This is a genomic window from Roseobacter sp. SK209-2-6 (genome assembly GCF_000169455.1).
Lineage (GTDB): Bacteria > Pseudomonadota > Alphaproteobacteria > Rhodobacterales > Rhodobacteraceae > Pseudophaeobacter.
The window spans coordinates 441750-466123 of sequence record NZ_AAYC01000002.1 but is presented as its reverse complement, the minus strand read 5'-3'; the positions used below and the strand labels follow the sequence as shown (position 1 = coordinate 466123).

Annotated in this window: 23 protein-coding genes; 18 read left to right on the top strand and 5 right to left on the bottom strand. The window is 56.3% G+C overall.

Translation table 11 applies throughout. From position 1 onward, the window contains the following. The first annotated feature begins 173 nt into the window (after positions 1-173). The 4 genes from RSK20926_RS05360 to ehuA all read left to right on the top strand — a co-directional run bounded on the left by RSK20926_RS05360 (position 174) and on the right by ehuA (position 3245). Complete coding sequence (locus RSK20926_RS05360; protein ID WP_008204933.1) at positions 174-1022, top strand: transporter substrate-binding domain-containing protein; 849 nt, start codon at positions 174-176, stop codon at positions 1020-1022. 70 nt (positions 1023-1092) lie between these two features. Next, positions 1093-1758 (top strand): ectoine/hydroxyectoine ABC transporter permease subunit EhuC, encoded by a 666-nt coding sequence (gene ehuC / locus RSK20926_RS05355; RefSeq protein ID WP_008204932.1) that lies wholly within the window; start codon positions 1093-1095, stop codon positions 1756-1758. Between the two features lie 3 nt (positions 1759-1761). Beyond that, entirely contained in the window at positions 1762-2430 is a 669-nt protein-coding gene (ehuD, locus tag RSK20926_RS05350; protein ID WP_008204931.1) for an ectoine/hydroxyectoine ABC transporter permease subunit EhuD, read from the top strand. Beyond that, positions 2430-3245: an ectoine/hydroxyectoine ABC transporter ATP-binding protein EhuA gene (ehuA, locus tag RSK20926_RS05345; RefSeq protein WP_008204930.1), complete on the top strand. Its 816-nt coding sequence runs from the start codon at positions 2430-2432 to the stop codon at positions 3243-3245. Before ehuD ends, ehuA begins: the two co-directional genes overlap by 1 nt. 12 nt (positions 3246-3257) lie before the next feature. Here the strand turns inward: ehuA and RSK20926_RS05340 are convergent, their stop codons facing one another. Beyond that, positions 3258-4139 carry a LysR family transcriptional regulator gene (locus RSK20926_RS05340; protein WP_008204928.1) on the bottom strand — a complete coding sequence of 294 codons (882 nt, stop codon included), beginning with the start codon at positions 4137-4139 and terminating at the stop codon, positions 3258-3260. 119 nt (positions 4140-4258) lie between these two features. On the opposite strand from RSK20926_RS05340, the gene RSK20926_RS05335 reads away from it, so the two are divergent. From RSK20926_RS05335 to RSK20926_RS05300, 8 genes are all read left to right on the top strand, one after another. After that, a complete protein-coding gene (locus RSK20926_RS05335; protein ID WP_008204927.1) occupies positions 4259-5401 on the top strand; it encodes a M24 family metallopeptidase in 1143 nt (380 codons plus the stop codon). Next, positions 5401-6195, top strand: a complete 795-nt coding sequence (locus tag RSK20926_RS05330) for a maleate cis-trans isomerase family protein (RefSeq protein WP_008204926.1) — start codon at positions 5401-5403, stop codon at positions 6193-6195. Before RSK20926_RS05335 ends, RSK20926_RS05330 begins: the two co-directional genes overlap by 1 nt. Positions 6196-6217: 22 nt before the next feature. Further along, a complete protein-coding gene (locus RSK20926_RS05325) occupies positions 6218-7489 on the top strand; it encodes an oleate hydratase (RefSeq protein ID WP_037253817.1) in 1272 nt (423 codons plus the stop codon). Between the two features lie 11 nt (positions 7490-7500). Next, entirely contained in the window at positions 7501-7785 is a 285-nt protein-coding gene (locus tag RSK20926_RS05320; protein ID WP_008204924.1) for a sarcosine oxidase subunit delta, read from the top strand. After that, on the top strand, positions 7782-10754 hold the full coding sequence (locus RSK20926_RS05315; protein WP_008204923.1) for a sarcosine oxidase subunit alpha family protein: 2973 nt from the start codon (positions 7782-7784) through the stop codon (positions 10752-10754). The genes RSK20926_RS05320 and RSK20926_RS05315 overlap by 4 nt, the downstream gene beginning before the upstream one ends. Beyond that, entirely contained in the window at positions 10747-11382 is a 636-nt protein-coding gene (locus tag RSK20926_RS05310) for a sarcosine oxidase subunit gamma (RefSeq protein WP_008204922.1), read from the top strand. The genes RSK20926_RS05315 and RSK20926_RS05310 overlap by 8 nt, the downstream gene beginning before the upstream one ends. Next, positions 11360-12508: an aromatic ring-hydroxylating oxygenase subunit alpha gene (locus tag RSK20926_RS05305; RefSeq protein WP_037253816.1), complete on the top strand. Its 1149-nt coding sequence runs from the start codon at positions 11360-11362 to the stop codon at positions 12506-12508. The genes RSK20926_RS05310 and RSK20926_RS05305 overlap by 23 nt, the downstream gene beginning before the upstream one ends. 939 nt (positions 12509-13447) lie before the next feature. Beyond that, positions 13448-15106 (top strand): O-linked N-acetylglucosamine transferase, SPINDLY family protein, encoded by a 1659-nt coding sequence (locus tag RSK20926_RS05300; RefSeq protein WP_198136556.1) that lies wholly within the window; start codon positions 13448-13450, stop codon positions 15104-15106. Here the strand turns inward: RSK20926_RS05300 and RSK20926_RS05295 are convergent. Then, positions 15103-15702 carry a L,D-transpeptidase gene (locus RSK20926_RS05295; RefSeq protein ID WP_037253813.1) on the bottom strand — a complete coding sequence of 200 codons (600 nt, stop codon included), beginning with the start codon at positions 15700-15702 and terminating at the stop codon, positions 15103-15105. The two genes, RSK20926_RS05300 and RSK20926_RS05295, sit on opposite strands and share 4 nt — an antisense overlap. A 150-nt stretch (positions 15703-15852) precedes the next feature. Between RSK20926_RS05295 and RSK20926_RS05290 the strand changes: the two genes are divergently transcribed. Next, entirely contained in the window at positions 15853-16722 is an 870-nt protein-coding gene (locus RSK20926_RS05290) for a hypothetical protein (RefSeq protein ID WP_008204914.1), read from the top strand. Positions 16723-16785: 63 nt separating this feature from the next. On the opposite strand, the gene RSK20926_RS05285 is transcribed toward RSK20926_RS05290, so the two are convergent. Continuing rightward, on the bottom strand, positions 16786-18285 hold the full coding sequence (locus RSK20926_RS05285) for a CoA-acylating methylmalonate-semialdehyde dehydrogenase (protein WP_008204913.1): 1500 nt from the start codon (positions 18283-18285) through the stop codon (positions 16786-16788). Positions 18286-18420: 135 nt separating this feature from the next. Between RSK20926_RS05285 and RSK20926_RS05280 the strand changes: the two genes are divergently transcribed. From RSK20926_RS05280 to coaD, 3 genes are all read left to right on the top strand, one after another. Beyond that, positions 18421-19317 (top strand): LysR family transcriptional regulator, encoded by an 897-nt coding sequence (locus RSK20926_RS05280; protein WP_008204912.1) that lies wholly within the window; start codon positions 18421-18423, stop codon positions 19315-19317. Between the two features lie 58 nt (positions 19318-19375). Then, the gene (locus RSK20926_RS05275) at positions 19376-19810 is read left to right on the top strand and encodes a CBS domain-containing protein (RefSeq protein WP_008204911.1); all 435 of its coding nucleotides are present in this window, start codon (positions 19376-19378) and stop codon (positions 19808-19810) included. 182 nt (positions 19811-19992) lie between these two features. Next, complete coding sequence (coaD, locus tag RSK20926_RS05270) at positions 19993-20493, top strand: pantetheine-phosphate adenylyltransferase (protein WP_008204910.1); 501 nt, start codon at positions 19993-19995, stop codon at positions 20491-20493. Between the two features lie 146 nt (positions 20494-20639). On the opposite strand, the gene RSK20926_RS22995 is transcribed toward coaD, so the two are convergent. Together RSK20926_RS22995 and gap are read right to left on the bottom strand one after the other, a co-directional pair. Continuing rightward, positions 20640-20783 (bottom strand): hypothetical protein, encoded by a 144-nt coding sequence (locus RSK20926_RS22995; protein WP_008204909.1) that lies wholly within the window; start codon positions 20781-20783, stop codon positions 20640-20642. Positions 20784-20859: 76 nt separating this feature from the next. Then, positions 20860-21861, bottom strand: coding sequence for a type I glyceraldehyde-3-phosphate dehydrogenase (gene gap, locus RSK20926_RS05260; RefSeq protein WP_008204907.1), 1002 nt, complete (start codon positions 21859-21861; stop codon positions 20860-20862). Between the two features lie 242 nt (positions 21862-22103). On the opposite strand from gap, the gene RSK20926_RS05255 reads away from it, so the two are divergent. Further along, complete coding sequence (locus RSK20926_RS05255; RefSeq protein WP_008204905.1) at positions 22104-23060, top strand: DUF808 domain-containing protein; 957 nt, start codon at positions 22104-22106, stop codon at positions 23058-23060. A gap of 708 nt (positions 23061-23768) precedes the next feature. Beyond that, on the top strand, positions 23769-24326 hold the full coding sequence (locus tag RSK20926_RS05245) for an ankyrin repeat domain-containing protein (protein ID WP_008204903.1): 558 nt from the start codon (positions 23769-23771) through the stop codon (positions 24324-24326). Positions 24327-24374 lie beyond the last annotated feature (48 nt).

The window sequence follows — 24374 nt, the reverse complement described above, 5'->3', positions numbered from 1 at the left end:
GCGAAGTGATTGAATTCACTTCATAACATCAAGGAATTCACTGCCCCCGCGCTGCATCTGGTTTTTGCTCTCAAAATCAGCGGTGGCGCAGGGTGTGACAACTGGGGGCGGGGTTTCTGCACGGGAACGCCTCGCCCTCACATCTGCGCCAAGTTTCATTCTGGGAGGAACCTATGACTTGCACACTATTTAAGGCACTCGGCACCGCAGTGGCCGCAACAGTTCTGAGCACCGTATCGGTGTTTGCCGGACCACTGGAGGATCGGATTGCAGCGGGCGAGCCGATCCGGATCGGCTTTTCCAATATCCCGATCTGGGGTTTTCCTGATGAGGACGGAAACGCCAAAGGCTTTGTCAACGAGATTGCTCTCGGCATTCTGGCGGAGATGGGTCACACCGAAGTGGAAACTACGGTCACCGAATGGGGCGGGCTGATCCCCGGCCTCAAGGCCAACCGCTATGATATGATCACCGGTGGTCTCTATATCCTGAACAGCCGCTGCCAGAACATCGCCTTCTCCGAGCCGATCGGCTCCATGGGCGATGCCTTCCTGGTGCCTGCCGGTAACCCGAAAAACATCAACAACTACAAGGATGTTCTATCCAACGACGGTTCCGTCCTGATCATGTATTCCGGTGCAAACACTGTCGAAGCCTCGCGCAAGGAAGGCCTGAGCGATGGGCAGATGATGCAGGTGCCTGGCCCGACGGAGACCCTTGCAGCGATGAACGCGGGCCGTGCGGATGCTGCAGCGCTGACCTATTTCGAGGCGCTGTATCTGGCGGACCAGTCCGAAGGCAAATTCGAAGTGACCGATCCCTCGGCGCTGCCTGAATGGACTAAAAACTGGGTCGGCATCGGCTTTCGCGACGAAGACGCAGAGTTCATGGCAAAGTTCAACGCAGCCTTGGCAAGCTATGTCGGCAGCGACGCAATGCTGAACGCTGTTGCTGAATACGGCTACACCCCGTCGCATCTGCCCGGTGACAAAACGGCAGAATGGGTCTGCGGCAACCGCTGAGCCACCTGCGCAGCGAGGCTCCAAAGCCTCGCTGCACTTTGCACGTCCTTTTATATGGCAGAGCGGATCCATGAATATCTTTGATTTCGTTATCCAGTACTGGCCGCGTCTTCTTGCTGGCAGCGGTATGACCGTTGCGCAGTTCTTCCTCGCGGCCATTCTCGGTGTAACTATCGCCCTGATGATGGGGCTGATGAAGCTGTCTTCCAACAAGCTGATCCGTGGTTCTGCGGTCACCTATATCGAGATCTTTCGCGGCACCTCGCTTTTGGTGCAGCTCTATTGGATCTTCTTTGTCTTGCCGTTGTTCGGCGTAACAATTGACAAATTCACCGCCGGCTATGTGGCAGTGGGCATGAACATCGGCGCTTATGGGGCTGAGCTGGTGCGCGGCGGCATTCTTTCTGTCCCCAAGGGGCAATGGGAGGCAGCGCTGGCGATCAATATGTCCCCGGCGCAGCGAATGCAGCGGATCATCCTCCCGCAGGCTCTGGTCAATATGTTGCCGCCCTGGGGCAATCTGATGATTGAACTGCTCAAGGGCACAGCGCTGGTTTCCCTGATTTCGGTGGCTGACCTGATGTTTGAAACCAAACAGATCAACAGTTCCACCTTCCTGTCGGCCCAGGCCTTCGGCGCCGCTTTGGTCATCTACTACATTCTGGCGCGTTTCATGGTCACGCCCTTCATGCGCTGGCTCGAGGGCTACATGGCCCGCAAAATGGGGAGGGCATGATCCATGTTTGACTGGAAATGGGAATTCGCCTGGGAAATCCTGCCCCGCCTGGTAACGGCCACCGGCAATACCCTGCTGGCGGCTGGCGCGGGCTATGCCATCGCTTTGGTGTTGGGGCTTGCCCTCGCCATCGCGCAGCGCAGCCCTTATCGCGGGTTGACCTTTGTGGTGCGTGAATTTGTTGAGTTCATCCGCTCCACCCCGCTCTTGTTGCAGATATTCTTTATCTTTTACGTTGGGCCGCAGTTTGGTATTCGCCTCAGCCCCTGGATGTCGGGGATGATCGCCATCGGGCTGCATTACTCCTGCTACCTGTCCGAAGTCTATCGCGGCGGCATTGACAGCGTGCCAAAGGGGCAATGGGAGGCGGCGATCGCGCTCAATATGACGACGGTACAGAAATACCGCCGTGTCATCATTCCGCAGGCGATCCCTTCGGCCCTGTCGGGCATGGGCAACTATCTGGTTGGTATCTTCAAGGATACGCCGATGTTGTCGGTCATCGGGGTCGCCGAACTCATTCACACTGCCAATGCCATCGGGTCAGAGCACTACCGTTTTCTGGAACCCTTCACGATGGTTGGCATCATTTTCCTTGCAATCTCTCTTCCTGCTGCGGGTCTGATCCGGCTGGTCGAAGGGCGGGTGCGTCGTAAACTGGGGCTTAAGTAATGCTGGATATGTCAGGTTTTCCGACCGAACTGAGCGGAGAAAACACACCCATGGTGAGTTTTCGAAAAGTGCGCAAATCCTATGGCGCGCTGACCGTTCTTGATGATCTCGACCTCGACATCAACGCAGGCGAAATGGTCTCCATCATTGGCCCGTCGGGGTCGGGGAAGACCACAGTCTTGCGCATGCTGATGACGCTGGAGCAGATCAACAGCGGGGTGATCTATGTGGATGGCCAACCTCTGACACATATGCCCAAGGGCGGCAAACTGGTGCCCGCGAATGAGCGTCACCTGCGCAGCCGCAGGGCCGATATCGGCATGTGCTTTCAGCATTTTAACCTGTTCCCGCATATGACCGCGCTGGAGAACTGCATGGAAGGACCGGTGCAGGTGCTGGGCCTGTCCAAGGCCGAGGCGCGGGATCGTTCTGAGGAGTTGCTGGAGCTGGTGGGCATGATCGCCAAGAAGGACCAGCATCCTTCGCGTCTGTCCGGTGGTCAGCAGCAGCGCGTTGCCATTGCCCGGGCTCTGGCGATGCGGCCAAAGGTGATGCTGTTTGACGAGGTGACATCAGCGCTGGACCCAGAGGTGATTGGCGAGGTGACCAATGTTATCCGTGGACTGGTATCCGAGCACAATCTGACCATGCTGATGGTGACACACCAGATGGGCTTTGCCCGTGACATCTCGGACCGGGTCTGCTTTTTCTACGGTGGTAAGATCGAAGAACAGGGGCATCCTTCCGAGCTCTTTGGCAACCCGCAGCGTGAACGCACCCAGCAGTTCCTCAGCGCGGTGCGCGAAGCGGTTTGATCCGTTCTGTGCCTAAATCTCGATCCCAACGTCCCGCAACAGATCGCGGGTGCGTTGGGATAGGGTTCCGCTCTGCCAGATGAGAAAATAGGTACGTCCCGTTTTGAGGGGCGTACCCTCCAACGGGGTCAGCCGTCCGGCCTCGATTTCATATTTCAGAACATCGGGGCAGCCCAGAGCGATGCCCTTACCTCGGATTGCCGCATCCAGGGAACTGCCGTAAGAGCCCAGATTTACGCGTGGCCCCCCAGCAAGTTTGGCAGCGCCGGTGAGCTCCATGAAATCCGGCCAATTGATCCATTTAAGCGCCAGCTTGTCGAAGTCCAGCAGGGGAACCTGCTCCAGATTGGGGTTTTCAGCCAGCAACCCGGGCGCGGCCAAAGGCTGCCAGATCTCTTCGAACAGGACCTCTCCATCCCAACCTAGGGGAATGTCGCTTCCGTAATAGACGATCGCATCGTGATCCTGGTTTAAAATATCGGCTTCATTGTTGGATGCGGTAACTGAGACAGGAACGGCGTCCTGGCTAAGAAGGTATTCATTCACCTGCGGCGTCAACCAGAATTGCGACACTGCGATATTTGACGCCAAAGACAGCTTTTCATGGCTGCCCTGCCGCAATTGTCCAATGCCAAGCGCGAGGTATTCAAGGGCTTCAGAGGCGTTGGCAGCAAGCTTGTGCCCCGCCTTGGTCAGATCGACCGCACGTCCGTGGCGGCTGATCAACTCGACTCCCAGCCAGGTTTCCAAAAATTTGATCCGCTTGCTGACCGCTGCCTGGCTGACGTTCAGCTCTTCGGCGGCGCGGGTGAAATTCTTGTGCCGGGCAACGGTTTCAAAAAACAGTAGATAGTCCAGCGGCGGCAGGGTGCGGCGATAGTTCTTCATAACCATGAGTTATCATGATTTGGGATGAAAAGTCATTTTGAAAACGGCATTTCCAGCAATAAGCTCGTCGAAAATGTACAATTTGGTCCAGTAGGTCTGGGCCCTCTCGCACAGGGAAAACCGCTATGTTCACTGATCGTTTGAGCCGCCTGCAAACAAAACTGGCTGAGGCAGATATCGATGTGGCGCTGATCACCGATGATGACAATGTCTATTACCTGACCGGCTATTACGACTATCTGCATATGGAGTTTGGCCGCCCCACCATTCTGGTGGTGCCCAAGGATGGTGAGGCGCTGCTGATAACGCCCACCATTGATCTCAATTCTGCCCAGGCGGCGGCGCGGGTGGGCCGGATTGCGCCGTGGAACGACGGCATGGGTAATGAATGGCGAGAGGAACTGCCGGGGGCGGTGCAATCCGCCACCAAAGTGGCGATCGAACCCGGCCATATGCCGCCGCCGGTGCGCGCCTATGTGAACCATCTGGTCGATGCTGTCGCACTCACAACTGTCACCCCGATCCTGAACGAGATGCGGATGATCAAATCGGCGCAAGAGCTGCAGCTGGCGCGCCACGCCGGTGAGGTGGCCACTGCGATGATGAATGCAGGCCGCGCAGCCATCGGCGATGGGGTGCCGGAATTTGAGGTAGCTATCGCCACCAGCCAGGCTGGCACCCGCAAGGCCGCCGAGCTTCTGGCTGCGCATTACGATGATACCGACATGTCGCCCAATACGCATTTCCTGCAGATCATGGCCTCAGGTGAAGACATTATCAAAACCCACCACCGGGCCTCGACCCGGGTCATGCGACAGGGGGAGCCGGTGTTCCTGTGTTTCTGCGGCATGACCAATTTTCACCGTTTCAAATTGGGCTTTGACCGCACCTTCTGGATTGGCGAGCCGGACCCGGAGCAGGTGAAGGTTTATGAGGTGGCCGTCGCCAGTCAGAAGGCCGCTTTGGACGCGCTGCGCCCCGGTGTGACCGCCGAAAGCATCCATGCAGAATATGCCGAGGTGATCCAGGGTGCGGGCTTTGAATATCCCTTCCGCTGTGGCCGCGCCACCGGCTTTAGCTTCCTAGAAGCACCGCAGCTGGTCACAGGCGACACAACCATCATCCAGCCGGGCATGGTGCTGGCCGTGGATGGCTCGGTTTCCGTCGACACTTTCCGCGCTCAGGTCGGCGACAGTTTCATCATCACCGACGATGGCTGGGAGCCGCTCACCCATCATCCAAAATCCGTTGAAGAGGTCATCCTGTGATGTTTCAGCCTGGTCAAACCATTCAGTCCAAACCTCGCACGCCTGAAATGGATGGCGGACGATTCCACCGAGCCAAGCTCGGCTTTATTCTGATGTCCACCGATCCCTCGGCTGAGGGGGATTTCTGGGACATGGCCCCAGAAGGGGTGGCGGTCTATGTCACCCGCCTGAAGACAGATGATCACACCACCACCGAAACACTTGCCAAGCATATCGAGCACATGGCCGATGCTGCGGCGCGTATTCAACCGGAGGCACGGCCGGATGTGGTCAGCTACAGCTGCACCTCGGGCTCTATCGTGATCGGTGAAGAGCGGGTCATGGCCGAGATCAAGAAGGGCGCTCCCTGGGCGCAGCCGATGTGTTTGGTGCAAGGGGTGCTGGACGCTCTGGACGAACTGGGTGCGAAGAAGCTGGTGGTTGGCACACCCTATCTGGATGACATCAATACGGCGGAGGCAGAGTTCCTGGTTGAACGTGGTTTTGATGTGCTGGATATCCAGGGGCTCAATATCGCCAGCGGCTGGGACATGGGGCTGGTGACGCCTGAGTATTGGAAGGAATTCGCGCTGGAGATCGATCAACCCGATGCGGACGCGATCTTCCTCAGCTGTGGTGGGGTGCGTTCGCTTCCCGCCGTACAGGAGATCGAGCAGATCACTGGGAAACCAGTTATTACCTCGAACCAGGCGCAATTCTGGTCCTGCCTGCGCCGCGCCGGCATCATGGATGAGCTGGAGGGCTTTGGCCAGATCTTCAAACATCCCGGCAAGTTGCTGCAACGCACCGCCTAAGGTCTTCGAAAGCAAAGAAAAAATGACTAGATTTTCCGCATGGAATGTCTTTTGGCAGGGGATGTCCGGTCAAAAGGGCTGGAGCCGTCAGTGGCGTGATCCGGAACCAAAGCCGCATTACGATGTGGTGATCATCGGCGGCGGACTGCATGGGCTCGCCACCGCTTATTACCTGGCCAAGAACCACGGTATTCACAATATCGCGGTCTTGGAAAAGGGCTGGATTGGTGGCGGCAACGCGGGGCGCAACACCACTATTGTGCGCTCCAACTACACCCAGCCGGGCAACCGTGAGTTCTATGAGCATTCGTTGAAGCTCTGGGAAGAGCTGAGCCACGAGCTGAACTACAATGTGATGTTCAGTCAGCGCTCCCATATCACTCTGCTGCACAGTCCCGGTGCGATTGATGCGGCTTCGCGCAACTACAACATCATGCGGCTCACCGGCAATGACGATGCGGAAATCTGGAGCCTGGAACGGCTGAAAGAAGCTGCGCCGCATCTGAACTATGATGCCACGGCTCGTTTCCCGATTATGGGGGCCGCCGTGCACAAACGCGCCGGAACCGCCCGCCATGATGCGGTGATCTGGGGCTATGCGCGGGCGGCTGATCAGCTGGGCATCGACATCATTCAGAACTGCGAAGTCACCGGTATCACCCGGGATGGCAGCAGGGTGACGGGGGTTGAAACCTCGCGTGGCCGGATCTCGACCTATAAGCTCGGCCTTGCAGTGGCAGGCAGCAGCTCGCGGCTCTGGTCATTGGCGGGGATGCGCCACCTGCCCATTGAATCCCACAAATTGCAGGCCTTTGTCTCGGAGCCGCTAAAGCCGCTGTTGGATCAGGTTGTGGTCTTTGGAATGGGTGGGGCGCATTTCTACATTTCGCAGTCCGACAAGGGTGGCATGGTTTTTGGTGGCGATCTGGATTGGTACAAATCCTATGCCCAAAAGGGCAACCTGCCCATCGTTCAAGACGTGGCCGAGGCGGCGATGTCGGTGCTGCCCTGCCTAGGGCGGGTGCGGCTGCTGCGCCATTGGTCTGGCGTAGTTGATATGTCGATGGATGGCTCGCATTTCATCTCCAAAACCCCGCTGGACAATCTCTATCTGAACGCCGGCTGGAACTACGGCGGCTTCAAGGCCACCCCAGCCTCGGGCACCTATTTTGCCGATCTCATCGCGAATGACCGCCCCCATAGGGTGGTCGCCAACCATGATCTTAAACGGTTTGAGCGTGGCATCCAGTTGGATGAGCGCGGCGCTGGCCCCGACCCCAAGTTGCACGGATAAGGAGATACCACATGATCAGAATTCCCTGTCCCTTTTGCGGCACCCGCGATCATAGTGAGTTTTCCTATGGCGGCGATGGCTCGATAAAATACCCGGCCTTGGATGCGCCGATGGAGGACTGGCACGATGCGGTGTTTCAACGCGAAAACATCTGCGGGCGACAGGTCGAGACCTGGCATCATGTCAATGGCTGCCGCATGTGGCTTTTGGTGGAGCGCGATACCATGACCCACGAGATCCATTCCGTGCGCCCGGCGCATCCCGACATGGCCCAGGCTCTGGAGGTGACGGCATGAGCGCGACACGCATGAGCAAGGGCGGACGCATCGACCGCAGCTGCCCGCTTCGCTTTACCTGGGATGGCAGGGCCTATCAGGGCTTTGCCGGTGACACCCTGGCCTCGGCTTTGATGGCCAATGGCGAGGTGGTACTGGGCCGCAGTTTCAAGTATCACCGCCCGCGCGGCATCATGTCTGCAGGGGTGGAGGAATCCGGCGCCATTGTGACCCTGGGCACAGGCAATCGGGCGGAACCCAATACCAAGGCCACCATGGTTGAGCTTTATGACGGGCTGGTGGCCTCGGGGCAAAACGCCTGGCCCAATGTGCGCAGCGATATCGGTGCAGCGCTAGGGCTGTTCGGCCGGTTCTTCTCGGCGGGTTTTTACTACAAGACCTTCATGGGTCTGCCGCCTTTTGAGTGGGGGCGCGGCACCGGCCTCTGGATGCAATATGAAAAACTCATCCGCAAAGCTGCCGGCATGGGCGCGGCCTCGCGCGAGGCGGATCCGGATTGCTATGACCACATGCATGGCTTTTGCGATGTGCTGGTGGTTGGCTCTGGTCCTGCCGGGTTGAATGCCGCGCTGAGGGCGGCGCAGCAGGGCAAGGATGTGATCCTGGTGGAGCAGGATCACGAACTGGGCGGCGATCTGCTGAACCAGGCCGACCCAACCGCCGAGACAACCCGCGCCGATCTGATTGCAGCGCTTGAGGCGGCAGGGGTGCGGATTATGACACGCACCACTGCCTTTGGGCTTTATGACTATGGCACGGCGGGGCTGTTGCAGCGGGTGAGCGATCATTTGGCGGTAAAGCCAGAGCACAGCCCGCGTCAGCGGTTTTGGACGGTCCGGTCGGCGGCAACCATTCTGGCCACCGGCGCACTGGAGCGCACGGTTGCTTTTGAAAACAATGACCGCCCCGGGGTGATGACCGCGAACGCTGCGCGTAGCTATCTCAACCGCTATGGCGTCCTGCCGGGTCAGAATATCGTGCTGAGCACCAATAATGACTCCGCCTATGGCGTTGCGGTAGAGCTAGCCCAGGCCGGAGCCAAGGTCACCTTGGTTGAGCTGCGGGCAAAAGTTTCGCCAGAGCTAGCAAAGCAGATGCGCGTCGCGGGTGTTCAGATCAAAACTGGTCTCGCTCCACTCAAGGCCATCGGGGACAAGGCTGTTTCGGCTGTCCGGCTGGCACGTCCACATGGGGAAGCTTGGAGAGTAGCAGAAACGCTGCGCTGTGATCTACTGCTGGTCTCGGCAGGGTGGTCCCCTGTGGTCAATCTGCTGTCCCATCGCGGAGCAAAACCACTCTGGGATCAGTCTTTGGCCTGTTTCCTGCCTGCGCCCAGCGTGGAGAATGTAACAATAGCGGGTTCTGCAGCGGGGCATTGGAGCGCTGAGGAATGCGTTGCCTCGGGCATTGCAGCGGCGGATCAAGCACTTGGATTGCCAGTCAAGGAACCCGTGCGCGCAGGATGGGAAACCCCGATCAAGCCGCTCTATGAGGTGCGTTTGCCGGGTAAAAAGACCAAGAGCTTTGTCGATCCGCAGCATGATGTCACCGCCTCTGATGTGCGTCTGGCCCATCAGGAAGGCTTTGTCTCGGTCGAGCATCTGAAGCGCTATACCACCCTAGGCATGGCCACGGATCAGGGCAAGATGGGCAATGTCATCGGCCTGGCGCTGATGGCCGAGGCCCTGGGCAAAGAGATTCCCGCCGTGGGCACCACACGCTTCCGCCCGCCCTATACACCAGTGGCCATCGGGGCCCTGGCTGGGCGCAATACTGGCAGTCATTTCAAAGTGCTGCGCCGCACCCCGCTGCATGATTGGAACCTGCGCCATGGCGCCACCATGACCGACGCGGGCCTGTGGCACCGTCCCTGGTATTTTGGCCGCACAGGCGAGAGCATCACCGAAGCCTATATCCGCGAGGCCACCACCGTGCGCCAGACACTTGGCATCTGTGATGTGAGCTCGTTGGGCAAGATTGCAGTGCAGGGGCCGGATGCCTCCGAGTTCCTCAACCGGATCTACAGCAACGCCTTTGCCAAACTGGCGGTGGGCAAGGCGCGCTATGGTATCATGCTGCGCGACGATGGCATGGTGATGGATGATGGCACCACCTGGCGCCTGTCGGAAAATGACTTTCTGCTCACCACTACCACCACAGGGGCGGGCAAGGTCATGGTCTGGCTGGAAGAGCTGTTGCAGCTTCGCTGGCCCGAGCTGGAGGTGCATGTAACCTCTGTCTCGGATCAATGGGCGGGGGTCTCGGTTGCCGGACCCAAATCTCGGGCGGCCATCGCGGCCTGCCTGACAGACCCCGAGATGATCTCGGCAGAGAGCCTGCCCTTCATGGGGGTGCGCGAGACCCGTTTGAAGTCCGGCATCAAATGCCTGATCGCCCGCATCAGCTTTTCGGGTGAGCTGGCCTATGAGCTCTATGTCCCGGCTAACCAGGGCGAGGCTATGATGGATCTGCTTTGGGCTGCATCCGAGCCTTTGGGGGGATGCCTCTATGGGCTGGAAGCTCTGGGCACCCTGCGCATCGAGAAAGGGCATGTGACCGGGGCCGAACTGGATGGCCGGGTGACCATTGATGATGCGGGCCTGGGCAAGATGGCCTCGACCAAAAAGTCCTTTATTGGCAGCGTGTTGCGGAAACGCCCTGAATTGGAACGCGCAGACCGACCGCAACTGGTGGGGATCTTCCCCAAAGACCGTAGCGAGAGCTTCAACGGCGGCGCCTTGCTGTGCAAACCCGATGAGATTTCGGGCTTTGGTGAGGGGTGGATCACTGCGGTGACCCATTCGCCGACTTTGGGGCATTGGATTGGTCTTGGCTATATCTCAGGCGGTCATGACGCCTGGCAGGGTAGGGCGGTGACAGCAACCGACCCTGTGCGCAAAGGCGATGTCGCGGTCGAGATCGTCACGCCGCATATGTTTGACCCAAAGGGAGAGCGGATGCATGGCTAATCCCCTGTCACCCCTGCAAAATAATCGAAAAACAGGCCGCTCTGGCTGCTCTGGCACTGCAGGCGTCACCCTGGAAGAGATCTCTGATTTCACCCTGCTGCAATATGCTGCCTGGGGGGCGACCCTACCCCAGGTGGGCGGGTTAGCCGCCGCTGCGGCGAGCTGCGAAAAGGCTCCGCAGCCGGGGCAGGGCATGCTGGGCGACACAGTCAGCCTGCTCCGGGTCGAGCCCTTGAAATGGTGGCTGATTGCGGCCCCGGGGACCACTGTTCCTCCCACTGACCTTGCGCCGCAGGAGGGCGTGATTCTGGATATGCAGGATGGACGCCGCTGGCTGCGCATCAGTGGGGACAGGGCGGAAACCCTGCTCAATCACTTCCTGCCTTTGAACCTACGCAGCTCTGCCTTTCCGGTGGGAGCCGTTGCCAGCACCGCCTTCCACCATGTGGGTGTCACACTGTGGCGAGATCCGGATCACTTCAATCTTCTGATACCGCGCAGCTCTGCCCAGTCCCTGTGGGAGCTGCTCTCTGAAAGCGCGCGACAATATGGTTTGGTCGAAAACCAGCGACCCCTAGCAAGCCATTTGGCCAGGAGGACAAACAATGAAACCGCATATGTCCCTTGAGGAACTGTTGGAGGCCCTGCGCCGCAATGCCGAGCTGCCGGATGAGCTGGCAGAGGCAACGCCGCCGCAGATCTATACCTCGCCTGAATTTTTGGAGTTGGAGCTGGACGAGATCTTCAATCACGAATGGTTCTGCGTTGGCCGGATTGATGAATTCGAGAACCAGGGCGACTATCGCACCATGACCATAGGCCGTGATCCGGTGGTGGTGCTGCGCGACCGCGACGGCAAGCTGCGCGCGATGTCCAACATCTGCCGTCACCGCATGGCGACATTGCTGGAAGGCTCGGGCAATCTGAAGGGGCGCATCACCTGCCCCTATCATGCCTGGACCTACAATCTTGACGGCCAGTTGATTGGTGCCGCCCATATGCGGGAGAACTTTGATAAGAAGGAGGTGTGCCTGCCGCAGTTCCAGGTCGAGGTCTGGCAGGGCTGGGTCTATGTCTCGCTGGACGCCGAGGCAAAACCGCTGGCGCCCCGCCTGACTATGCTGTCGGAGCATCTGGAGAACTACCAGTTGGACAAATACCGCACCCTATTCCGAGCCGAGGAGATCTGGGACACCAACTGGAAGATCCTCGTGCAGAACTTCACCGAGGGCTATCACCTGTTTGTGGCCCATGCCAAAACCATCGAACCCGCGATGCCGACCAAACTGGCCAATGCAATGCATGGCAGCGAGGGGCACAGCCTCTATAAACAGGGGCGCATTCCGGGAAAATCCTATGAGCGCGCCTCGGATATGCAGGTGGACAACCCGCTGCTGACCGAAGAGGACCGCAACACGGCGGTGCTGTCCGCCGTCTTCCCCTGCCATGTGATGTCGGTGGTGGCGGAACGCACCTTTTGGCTGTCGCTACAACCCCATGGCACCAACCAGGTCAAGGTGCTCTGGGGGGCAGATTATTTTCCCGGTGCGGTGCCTGATGATCCAGAAGAACGCGCCGCCTATGCGGCTGAATTGAAGGCAGGTTTTGACGTGATCAATGACGAGGACAAGCCGATCATTGGCGGCATTGTCAAAAATGCAGGTGCCCTGGCCGCCGCGCCTGGCCGATTGTCCCCGAAAGAACGCACGGTCTGGTACTTCCAGCAGTATCTGGCCAGGATCTTGACGGGTTGACTTTCACTCTGCAATCGCGGTTTCACCCCGTATTCATTCCGACATCTCCGTGATCACCCCCATGGTGGAGTCGTCCGGATTTAGTTCCGATCTCTTTCGAGCGACATTCGCAATGAAGGAGGCAACAATTGGCACCAAGATACCGCAACGAGTTCAGACGTGATGCGGTTCGCATTGCAACAAGTAGTGGACTAGCGCGACCTGAGATCGTTTCCGATTTTGGGTGTGGTGTTTCGACATTGAACAAATGGCTTCAACAAGATCAGAATGATGACCTGATGTCCGGCCCAGATGAGGATGTGAAAAAAAAGAGAACGCACGCCTTCGCAAAGAGAACCGATTGCACCACGAGAAGAGGAAAGTGTTAAAGAAGGCGACGACCTTCTTCGCAGGCCAAAAGGCGTGAGATTTGCCTTTATCGTTGCCCGGCAGTCGATACCCAGTTCGATGAGGGGACACCTAGAAGAAGATCTAGCCCATTACCTTTTCAAACCTGTCGTCATCATTGCTGTGGTCCCAGAGTAGCCATTCGACATCTGACAGGCCGCTCAGCAAAAAAAAGATAAGCCATGCCACCCCTCGTTTTCGAGTGATGATTTAAGCAAACTATCGGAAATCAACAGATCCTAAGCCTAGGGGGAGGGGTCAAAGGCAAAAATCCGCAACTCCGGCGTTCAGCAGAAAGGAATTCTTAGGAGGCAGATCATACAGTCTATCGCTGAGACCGGTAAATACAGCCGGAAGCAGAAACATCAGAAATTTGTCAGTATTCCGGAAGAGTGCCCTATGACTGTTCAGAATTTCCAGTTCAACAAGAACCTTAAAACCGGAACCGCGGGGGTTCGCCTCGGCCTGGGGTCCGAGACTGGCTACGCGAAGGCGGGCAAAAAAAAGACAAAAAAAGCGAACCGCTCGACAGAAGCGTTGTTCAAAAAAGCCATGAAAATGATCGTTGCGGGTGACTTGAACAAAGCCCGAAGCATCGTTGATGAGGCGCTTTCCTACAGCCCGAAGAACATTAATTTGCTTCGGTTGTCGGGGGATGTCTACTTACAGCAGCAAAATCTTGATCAAGCACTTTTGGCCTATATGGACGCTATGGGGATCGACCCCTTCAATACTTCGGTGTTGAACTCTATCGGCAGCCTATTGCTGATCATGAAAAATCAAAAAGATGCCAATGGTTTCTTTTTAGCTGCGCATCAGACCGATCGCAAAGATGCCTATGCAGCCTATAATTGGGTTCACACCAGTATGCATCTTAGCGATTGGGGCTTCTTCGAAAAGCTCAATGATATTCTGCGTTTGGGCGATGATACCCCATTGAATGTTCAGCCCTTCACACTGTTGGCGATTTCGGATGACCCAGGTCTGCATAAGCTTCGAGTTAAAGCGCGCTGCAAGATCCTGAGTGATGCAGTCAAGGAAAACAGGAAATTCGTGCGTAGCTCTGTTGTGGGGCGAAAAATCCGAATTGGTTTCTTTTCGGGCGATTTCTATAGCCATGCGACCATGCTGCTCTTGGGGGATTTCTTTGAACTGCTGGATAAGGATCGTTTCGAAGTTGTTATTTACGATTTTGGTCCGATAACGGATGATGAGCACCAGCAGAAAGTGAAGAATTCGGCCTATATCTACCGGCGGGTTAAAGAGCTCTCGGAACATGAACTGGTGCAGCTCTCGCGTGAGGATTGTCTGGACATTGCGGTGGATATGAAAGGCTATACGCGAAATGGCCGCATGGCTGTCTTTGCGGAACGGGCGGCCCCTGTACAGGTTGCATATCTTGGCTATCCTGGAACAAGTGGCTTGGGGCCGGTGGACTACTTCGTGGCCGATGAGGTGACCGTACCGCAGTCACAGCGGCAGCATTTCAGTGAAAAAATCATGTATATGCCCGATTGCTATCAGCCAAATGATCGCAATCGTAAGCAGCCTGATGTTGTGCCTTCGCGAACTGAGTTGGGGTTGCCGGAGGGTAAATTTATCTTCTGTAGCTTGAATAACCCCAATAAGGTGACACCGGCAGAATTTGATGTTTGGATGAAACTGCTCTGCAATGTTCCTGAGAGCGTTCTGTGGATCCTAGCGCCGAATGAGGAGATTAAGAACAACCTGACCCGCGAAGCCAACGCCCGCGGAGTAGGTGGGGAGCGTCTGATTTTCGCCGAACGTGTTTCAATGGACGATCATCTTGCACGTATGCGTCAGGCAGATCTGTTTCTGGATGCCTTCAACTGTAATGCGCATACCACCGCTAGCGAAGCAGTATGGGCGGGTGTTCCTCTGGTAACCAAGGCTGGAAATCAGTTTGCAGCTCGCGTGGCCGCGAGTGTCGTAACAGCTATTGGATGCCCGGATCTGGTTACCGAAACCATCGATGAGTACTACGACCTGGCTTACAAATTGGCCACAGAGGCGGATACTTACAGCGAACTTCGGCTGCGACTGCAGGACAATCTGCTGACAACCCCGCTCTATGATTCCGAAAGCTATGCGCGCAACTTTGAAAAGCTGATGGAAATGGCGATCCTGCGCTATGAAGAGGGGGCTAAACCCAAGCATTTGATGGTTCGTGAAAAGACATCGACTAGCTAGAGGATCCGGACCTGCGTACCGACCTTCACCAGCTCATATAGCTCTTCAACATGTTGGTTATATAAACCAATACAGCCGGATGAGCTCTGGCGTCCGATTTTTCGGGTGTCATGTGTGCCATGAACCAGATAGGCTGGCCAGCTCAGGTACATGCCGCGAGATCCAAGGGGATTGCCGACCCCCCCGGCCATTCGAACAGGCAGTGACGGGTCTCGTTCACGCATCGACGGCGTTGGTGTCCAGGTTGGGTTCTTGGCTTTGCGGACAACCTTTGTATAGCCACGCTTGGTTAGCTCCTCTGACATTGGCACCGAGGAGGGGTAGAGGCGGAAGGTTTCACCATCGCCGCCCCAATAATGGACCGCACGAGAGGCGACATCCGCCAAAAGGCAACCCACACCCAATTCATCAAAATGATCCTGCCAGCTTTGTTGCTGGAAAGAGGAAATGTTTCGTTTCACCGGAGGTTGCTGTGAAATCGGTGCCTCTTGTGAAGGAAAAGCATCGGTGGATTGTGCGGATAAAACCACCGGAGTGAAGAGGCTTGCCCCAAATCCCAAAAGGGTCGAACGTCGGCTCAGTTTGTTCCGGGACATAGAAGCACCCATTTCCTTTGTTGCAGATTTGACTTTACAGATAGCCGCTCCTGCCTTGAAGATCCAAGGTGCCTACCGTTCACAAGCGCGTGGTAGGGCGGATTTTTTCCTACTGATTTTTTCTGAAACAAATTTGAAAGGGCGACAGTGATGCCAAACCGGATAGCCGTTCTAGTCATTCATGGTATGGGCAGCCAAGGGAATAGCTCGCAAGGTATTGATGAAATTTCCTTTTCCAAAGACCTCTACAAAGCACTGAAGAAAAAACTGGGTTCGCAGGTGTTTCGCAACATTGGCTGGAGAGAGGTGTTTTGGGCGGATGTTCTGCAATCCCGCCAGGATGATTTTGTGAGGAGGAACCTCAAACGCAAGGGGGCGCGTTGGATGAAGACCCGTCGTTTTGTCATGCATAATCTTGCAGATGCCGCCTCTTACAGACGTAATCCGGGGGATGATCGGGACCAGATTTACCATCAGATCCATCAAAGGGTGCATAACACGATTGCGCGTCTGGAAGAAATCTCCGGTCCTGGAACGCCTCTGTTGGTTCTGGCGCATTCGCTTGGCGGTCATATTATGTCGAACTATATCTATGACATGCGGCAAGGGCGTCCTGAAATCGCTGGGGCAACGCCCTTTCAGCGCTTGGATACAATGGCGGGTTTTGTGACCTTTGGCTGCAATATCCCGGTCTTTTCGTTTTCCTATCAACCTAAAGATATTCACCCCATAGCCTATCCGGGCAAGGCCATCGCCAAAAAGAAGCGTCTCAAACCCTGGTGGTTGAACCTTAATGACAAGGACGATGCGCTGGGGATGCCGCTGGCGGGCACGTCACCGGGATACCAGGCGCTGCATGATAAGGGCGGTCTCAGGGATCGTTGGGTGGACAGCGGAGGATTGTTTCAGTTCTGGAATCCTGCGTCACACAATGGCTATTGGCGGGATCCAGATGTGCATGATGAAATCGCTGGCATGATGAAAAAAGCGCTGAAGATTGGCCAGGTTGCCGTCGATTAAGATGAGTTGGAAACAGAAAAGGCCTCGGAAACTCCGAGGCCTTCTTTGTTTGTTCGTAGGAGCTTAGTCCATTGCTTTGAAGTTGAACTCGCCACCTTCTTTGATGCCTGAGGGCCAGCGGGAGGTCACGGTCTTGGTGCGTGTGTAGAACTTGAAGCTGTCCGGACCATGTTGGTTTAGATCGCCAAACATGGATTTCTTCCAACCGCCAAAGGTGTGATAGGCGAGCGGCACGGGGATTGGCACGTTGATGCCGACCATGCCGATATTCACACGGGATGCGAAATCACGCGCAGTGTCACCATCGCGGGTGAAGATCGCGGTGCCGTTGCCATATTCATGATCCATCGCCAGTTTCAGCGCTTCCTCGTAGGAGCCGACGCGGACGGTGGATAGGACGGGCCCAAAGATTTCCTGCTTGTAGATGTCCATGTCGGTGGTGACATTGTCAAACAGGTGTGGACCAACAAAGAAACCATCCTCATAGCCCTGCAGGCTGAAATCACGGTTATCAACAACCAGGGTCGCCCCCTGATCGACGCCGGACTGAACCAGACCAAGGATCCGGTCCTTGGCGGCTGCGGTCACGACTGGGCCGAGGTCCACATCATCACCAGCGGTATAGGGGCCAACTTTCAGCTTCTCTACGCGTGGGATCAGGGCTGCGATCAGCTTGTCCGCTGTTTCTTCGCCAACGGGAACGGCAACCGAGATCGCCATGCAGCGTTCGCCAGCCGCGCCAAATCCAGCACCAACCAGAGCATCTGCGGCCTGTTCGATATCGGCATCAGGCATAACGATCAGGTGGTTCTTGGCGCCACCAAAGCACTGCGCGCGTTTGCCATTGGCAGTGGCACGGGAGTAGATGTACTGCGCAATCGGGGTCGAGCCCACAAAAGAGACCCCCTGGATGATTTCGCTGTCCAGAATGGTGTCGACAGCTTCTTTGTCACCGTTCACGACTTGGAAGACGCCTTCGGGCAGGCCTGCTTCAACGAAGAGCTCCGCCAGCATCAGAGGCACGGATGGGTCACGCTCTGATGGTTTCAGAACCACGGCATTGCCGCAGGCCAGAGCGGGGCCCACGTGCCAGAGAGGCATCATAGCAGGGAAGTTGAAGGGCATGATCGAGCCAACAACACCCAGGGCCTGGCGCATGGAATACATGTCGATGCCGGGGCCGGCGCTGTCGGTGTATTCACCCTTCAGCATCTGTGGCGCGCCGATGCAGTATTCCACCACTTCGAGACCACGCTGCAGGTCGCCCTTGGCGTCCGGAATGGTTTTGCCGTGCTCACGGGAGAGTGCTTCGGCCAGCTTGTCCATGTCACGGTTCATCAGTTGAACCATTTTCATCATGACGCGGGCGCGCTTTTGTGGGTTTGTCGCGGCCCATGCTGGCTGTGCGGCGGCGGCCTTTTCGATGATCGCGGTGGTTTCATCGGCGCTGGCCATGGCCAGTTTTGCCTGAACTTCGCCAGTTGCGGGGTTGAAGATATCGTCAAAGCGGCCGGAGGTCCCAGCCGTCTGTTTGCCGTTGATAAAGTGGCCGAGTTCTTCCATCGGATCCTCCTCTGAACATTTGCCGAAATCCTAGGCTTGCAAAAAACGTCGGAAAAGAGGAAAGATTTCAAAGAGGCTTTGCAGGAACGCAAAAGGTTAACAGGGCGTTAATTAAAGGACGGAGGACCCGTGCCGATGGACCCGCAATGGGATGATATGAAAGTCTTTCTGGCTGTGGCCAGAGAAGCCAGCCTGTCAGGTGCAGGACGGATCCTGAAGATGGACCCGGCTACAGTTGGTCGACGGATCGCTCGATTTGAGGGGGCTCTGGATACCCCGCTCTTTGTGAAATCACCCCAAGGCTATGCACTCAGCGCGGCTGGAGACCGGTTGCTGGTTCATGCAGAAGCCGCTGAACAGGCGATGCGGGCCGGGGCAGAGGCACTGACCGGCCCCAGTGATACGCTTTCGGGTCAAATCCGTATCGGGGCGCCAGACGGCAGTGCAAATTACATTCTGCCACAGGTCTGCGCCGAGATTTCCGAACAAAACCCGGATCTGGACATTCAGATCGTGGCTTTGCCCCGTGTGATCAACCTCAGCCGCAGAGAAGCGGATATGGCGGTGACCGTGAGTGCGCCTTCGGCGGGGCAGCTATTGGTGCAGAAAATCTGTGACTACCAACTGCATCTGGTGGCGTCTCGTCACTACCTGAGGGCCAAGGGCGCAATCGAGACCCTGGAAGATCTGAAGGGGCACAAGATGATCGGGTATATTCCTGATATGATCTTTGACAAGGAATTGGATTATCTAAGCGATTTGGGAATTGAACGCGTGGCCCTGGCTTCGAATTCCGTTTCTGTTCAGATCAAAATGGCGGCTCAGGGCACGGCCCTCTGCGTTGCGCATGATTTCACGCTGCCCTCGCACCGGATGCTGCGCAAAATTCTGACAGATAAGCTTTCTCTCAGTCGGAGTTTCTATCTGGTGCGCCATCAAGGTGATCAGCGAAGCGAGCGACTCAATCGTTTTGCACAGGCCCTCGCCAAGGGGATCCGCGACGAGGTGGCTCGGTTGGAAGCCTTGACTTGAAGCTGCGTTGCGGCAAACCTTGGGGTAGAGCAACCGATTTTTGAAAAAGGGAGCCCATATGCTGGTTCAATCAATTCTGAATTCCAAAAAAGAAGCCTCTGTCATTACAGTGACGCCGGATACTTTGGTTTCGGACGCTGCCCGCCTCTTGTCTGACAAGAAGATTGGTACCGTTATGGTGTCTTCCGATGGAGAGGCTGCTGATGGGATCCTGTCAGAAAGGGATATCGTCCGCGAGTTGGGACAGAACGGACCAGGCTGTCTGACGGACCCGGTAAGCAGCTATATGACGAGCAAGCTGGTGACCTGCACTGCCCAATCGAATGTCGAAGAGGTCCTTAAGCAGATGACCACGGGTCGCTTCCGCCACATGCCGGTTCTGGAAGACGGAAAGCTGAAAGGCCTGATCTCTCTTGGGGATGTGGTCAAAGCACAGCTAGCAGAGGTCGCAATGGAGAAAGATGCCCTCGAAGGCATGATCATGGGTCACTAGGATCCCGGGCCCGATGTGGTGGTTTGTTTCCTATACGGTCTATTTGTTTAGGAAGCGGATCTCTGCGTCGGGATGACGCGCAGGGGGAGAGGAGCTCAGTATTTTCCCCACTTGCATCGCGCACAGTGAATATGTTTGCTGCGCACAAGTATGAACGCAATCACCAAAGCTAGGAGAGCCCCATGCGCGTCGGCTTGTATCCAGGCACCTTTGATCCCATCACTTTGGGCCACATAGATATCATTCGCCGGGCAAGCGCACTGGTTGATAAACTGGTAATCGGGGTGGCCATCAATCGCGACAAGGGGCCTATGTTCTCCTTGGAAGAGCGGGTGGTCATGATTGAGGCTGAATGTGCCAAACTCAGTGAGCAAACCGGGACCGAAATTGTGGCCCATCCCTTTGAGAATTTGCTCATAGATTGTGCGCGCGATGTTGGCGCACAGATCATTGTTCGCGGCTTGCGGGCTGTTGCCGATTTTGAATATGAGTATCAAATGGTTGGCATGAATAGGGTCTTGGACAGTTCGGTCGAAACCGTATTTTTGATGGCAGAGGCGCGCCATCAGGCTATTGCCTCCAAACTGGTAAAGGAGATCGCGCGTCTAGACGGTGACGTCTCCAGCTTTGTAACACCTTTGGTCAATGCTGAACTGGCGAAGCGGCTAGGCAAAACGCCCTAGCTATCCCCTCTGTTTCTTTGATTGTCGCATCAAAGCCAGGCGGTCTTCGCCTGGCTTTTTTCTTCTCGGTGGGTTTGAGATTTCGTTCCACTGGAGGGCATATCTATTCGCGGGCGCAATACAGGTGCCTCTGCGCGGGTAAGGAGTCAGCGCCAGAAGGCGACCCAGTCGAGCAGTTCAAAGAACTTCTTGCCGAGAAAGACCAGGTGGACGGGCCCACTAAGAAAAACATCGATGGCAATGGCGCCGATCAGCAGAATGCCGAGCCAGATAGCAATCTTGTTAGTCATTGAGATACCGCCGAAAATAAGAACGCCCGCTCAGATATGCCTGAGCGGGCGCCAAATCTCAATAGAGCTAAGCGGTTTAGCCCAGTTTGCCCATCGCAACAGCAACATCTGCCATACGGACAGAGAAACCCCATTCGTTGTCATACCAGGCCAGAACGCGCACCATGCGACCGTCCAGAACTCGGGTCTGGTCAGGTGCAAAGATCGAGCTTTCGGGCGAATGGTTGAAGTCGCAGGATACCAACGGCGCTGGCTCGTAGCCCAACACGCCCTTCATCGGGCCTTCTGCAGCTTCCTTGACGGCTGCGTTGATCTGATCAGCAGTCACATCGCGACCGGCGCGGAAGGTCAGGTCCACGGCAGAGACATTCGGGGTCGGTACGCGGATGGCGGAGCCGTCCAGGCGGCCTTTCAGGTTGGGCAGCACTTCACCCAGGGCTTTGGCTGCACCAGTCGAGGTTGGGATCATCGACATGGCTGCAGCGCGGGCGCGGTACAGGTCCTTGTGACGGCGGTCCAGGGTCGGCTGGTCACCGGTGTAAGCGTGGATGGTGGTCATGATGCCGTGCTCAATGCCAAAGGCCTCGTCCAGCACTTTGGCCAGCGGCGCCAGGCAGTTGGTGGTGCAGGAGCCGTTGGAGATCATGGTGTCGCCGGCTTCCAGCTGGTCGTCGTTGACGCCGAAAACGATGGTCTTGTCGACGTTCTTGCCCGGTGCAGACAGCAAAACTTTCTTGGCGCCGCGTTCCAGATGCGCCTTGGCTTTCTCACCGTCGTTGAACTTGCCGGTGCATTCTAGAACAACGTCGCAGCCCGACCAGTCCAGCTCTGCCATATCGTAGGTGGAAAACATCTGCATATCACCACGGCCTAGGTTCATGGTGCCTTCGCCGAGTGTAACTTCACCAGGGAAACGGCCATGCACAGAGTCGTATTTGATCAGATGTGCAGCGGTTTCCAGTGGGCCCGTTGCATTGACTTTGATCACTTCGATGTCGTCGCGGCCCGAGGCTGCGATATGTGACAGGGTGCAGCGGCCGATGCGGCCAAAACCGTTAATCCCGACTTTGATGGTCATGCGTCTTCTCCAGGCGAGCAAATCTTGCGTCGCATATAGACTTCATTGGGGTCCTGCTAAAGGGGCAAAAACGGCTAAAACCCAGCCTGTTAGCGCAAAAATGGACTGGTGGCGGTAACGATTTTAACCGGTGGCGTTAACGGGTTCAGGGCTCTTTACATTCGGTGGCGCTAACGCTTGTGTCGCGCCACAGATGGGGTAGGTTGCAAAAAAAGATTAACCTTGGATGAGGGTTTGTTGAGATGAGCGGTTTGCTGGCGCTTTTGGATGATGTGGCTGGAATTGCAAAGGTTGCGGCAGCATCGGTGGATGACGTGGCTGCGGCTGCGGGGAAGGCCGGGGCAAAAACCGCTGGTGTGATCATTGATGATGCCGCTGTGACGCCGAAATATGTCCAGGGATTCGAACCAGCGCGGGAGTTGCCGATCATCTGGCGGATCACCCGGGGCTCGCTGTTCAACAAGCTTGTTCTCTTGATGCCTGTGGCCATGCTTTTGGCAAATTTCGCGCCCTGGGCAATCACACCTTTGCTGATGCTGGGCGGCAGTTATCTCTGTTTCGAAGGGGCCGAGAAGATCTTCCACGTGCTCTTCCCCCATGCAAGCCATGAAATTGCTGAGGATATGAGCGTCAAAGATCCAGGCCACCTGGAAGAAGAAAAGATCAAAGGGGCGATCAAGACGGATTTCATCCTAAGTGCTGAGATCATGACCATCGCTCTGGCCGCGATCGAAGCACCAAATGTCTGGATGCAGGCCGCAACCCTGGCAGTCGTAGCCATTGGCGTGACTGTCGCAGTCTATGGTTCTGTCGCATTGATCGTGAAAATGGATGATGTAGGCCTTTATCTGAGCAACAAGGCCCCAACTCCGATAGGCCGTGGACTGGGGCGGGGTCTGGTGAAATTCATGCCGATCCTGATGTGGATCCTTTCAGTCGTTGGAACCGCGGCCATGCTATGGGTCGGGGGCTCCATCGTCATCCATGGGCTAGAGGTATTGGGCTTTGGCTGGCTGGGCCATCATATCCATGACTGGGCCTATGCACTGGGACATATGGTTCCCGCGGGCTGGACGGGGTTTGTCGAATGGACTGCCAAAGCGACGATGGATGGGGTTTTTGGTGTTGCACTTGGGCTCTTGCTGATCCCGCTGGCAACCAAGGTCATCGGGCCTGTTATCGCTAGGTTCAAAGCCTGACATGCGCGCGCAAGTGAACGCCGAACCTCCGATAGAGAGTTTACCCGAGTTGCGCGTTGCCAAAACTCGGTTTCGGATCAGACGCTCTCGCGCCGAAAACGAAAAGCCTTTCACCAAACGGGGAAAACGCTTTGCGGCCTATCTGGAACAGCTTCCAATGTCGACTGGGGAACTTCGAGCCTTTCTGCACTTTGTGCTGGCAACAGCGCGTCGAGCTGAGGAAAGGTCTCAGTGGATTGGTGGGCGCTTTCTCAACTTTCTGTTCGGTCAGGACCCCTGCTATATCCCGATGAACTGGAGGCAACTGCAGCAGACATGCGATTGCTTGGGGCAAAATCCATTGGATCTTGTCTGTCAGCCACTTTCCAAAGGTGACAAATATGAGCTGCGATCGGATATTGCGCGGGCTGCACTGGTCGCTCTTCAGGGAGATCAGGGCAGAAGGGCGAACCTATAGAGGTCCGTAGGTTTGGGGCGACGCAACTTTGAGACCCGCTATGGTGTCAACCGTTTTGCGCGGAGCGTTAACCTTCTATAAGGTACGATCCGGCTTTTTGGGGGATAATAGGCGTTACGTAGGGTAATATTCACCAATACTATGCTGGGGAACTTTTCAATTTCACGCCTAGAAGGGGCACAGCCCTAAGCGAAACCCATGTGCCTAGACCCACCTTTGTGTGTCATCGAGCCCCTTGTGAAAGGTTTGTTATGAAAACCCTAATAGCTGGAATTTGCACTTCCATTGCGCTCTCTGCAGTGCAGGTCAGTGCAGCGGGATCCTGTGGTGTGCTGTGCCAGACAGATTTTTATGAAACGGCCTCCCCGCAATCCCTGCTTCAAGTGCTTGCGACGGGCGAAGACCTGAACGCGCGGGATTCTATGGGGCGCACCCCATTACATTTTGTGGCGCGCGCAACACCTGAAACCATCGCGACAATGATCAATGCAGGCGCAGAGGTCAGCGCTGAGGATTCACTGAACCGTCAACCCATCCATTTTGTTTCAGCAATGGCCGGCCCTGAAGCCGTCCAGGTGCTACTGCTGGCCGGTGCTGATCCCAATGCGCGTACCGCTAACAATTGGGCACCGCTGCATGGGGCCGCGAAATGGGGGCGTCCTGACACTATCCGGCTCTTGTTGGATGCAGGGGCTGACCCGGCCTCCCGGACTGATATGGGAGAGGCACCCTATGATATGATCGGCAGCAACGAACTGGTCACAAAATCGTCTGAATACCATGTGCTGAAAGAGGCCAAGGAAGGTTAGGCGGAGTAAGAGTTCAAAAGAAAACAGGGCGCCCAAATGAGGCGCCCT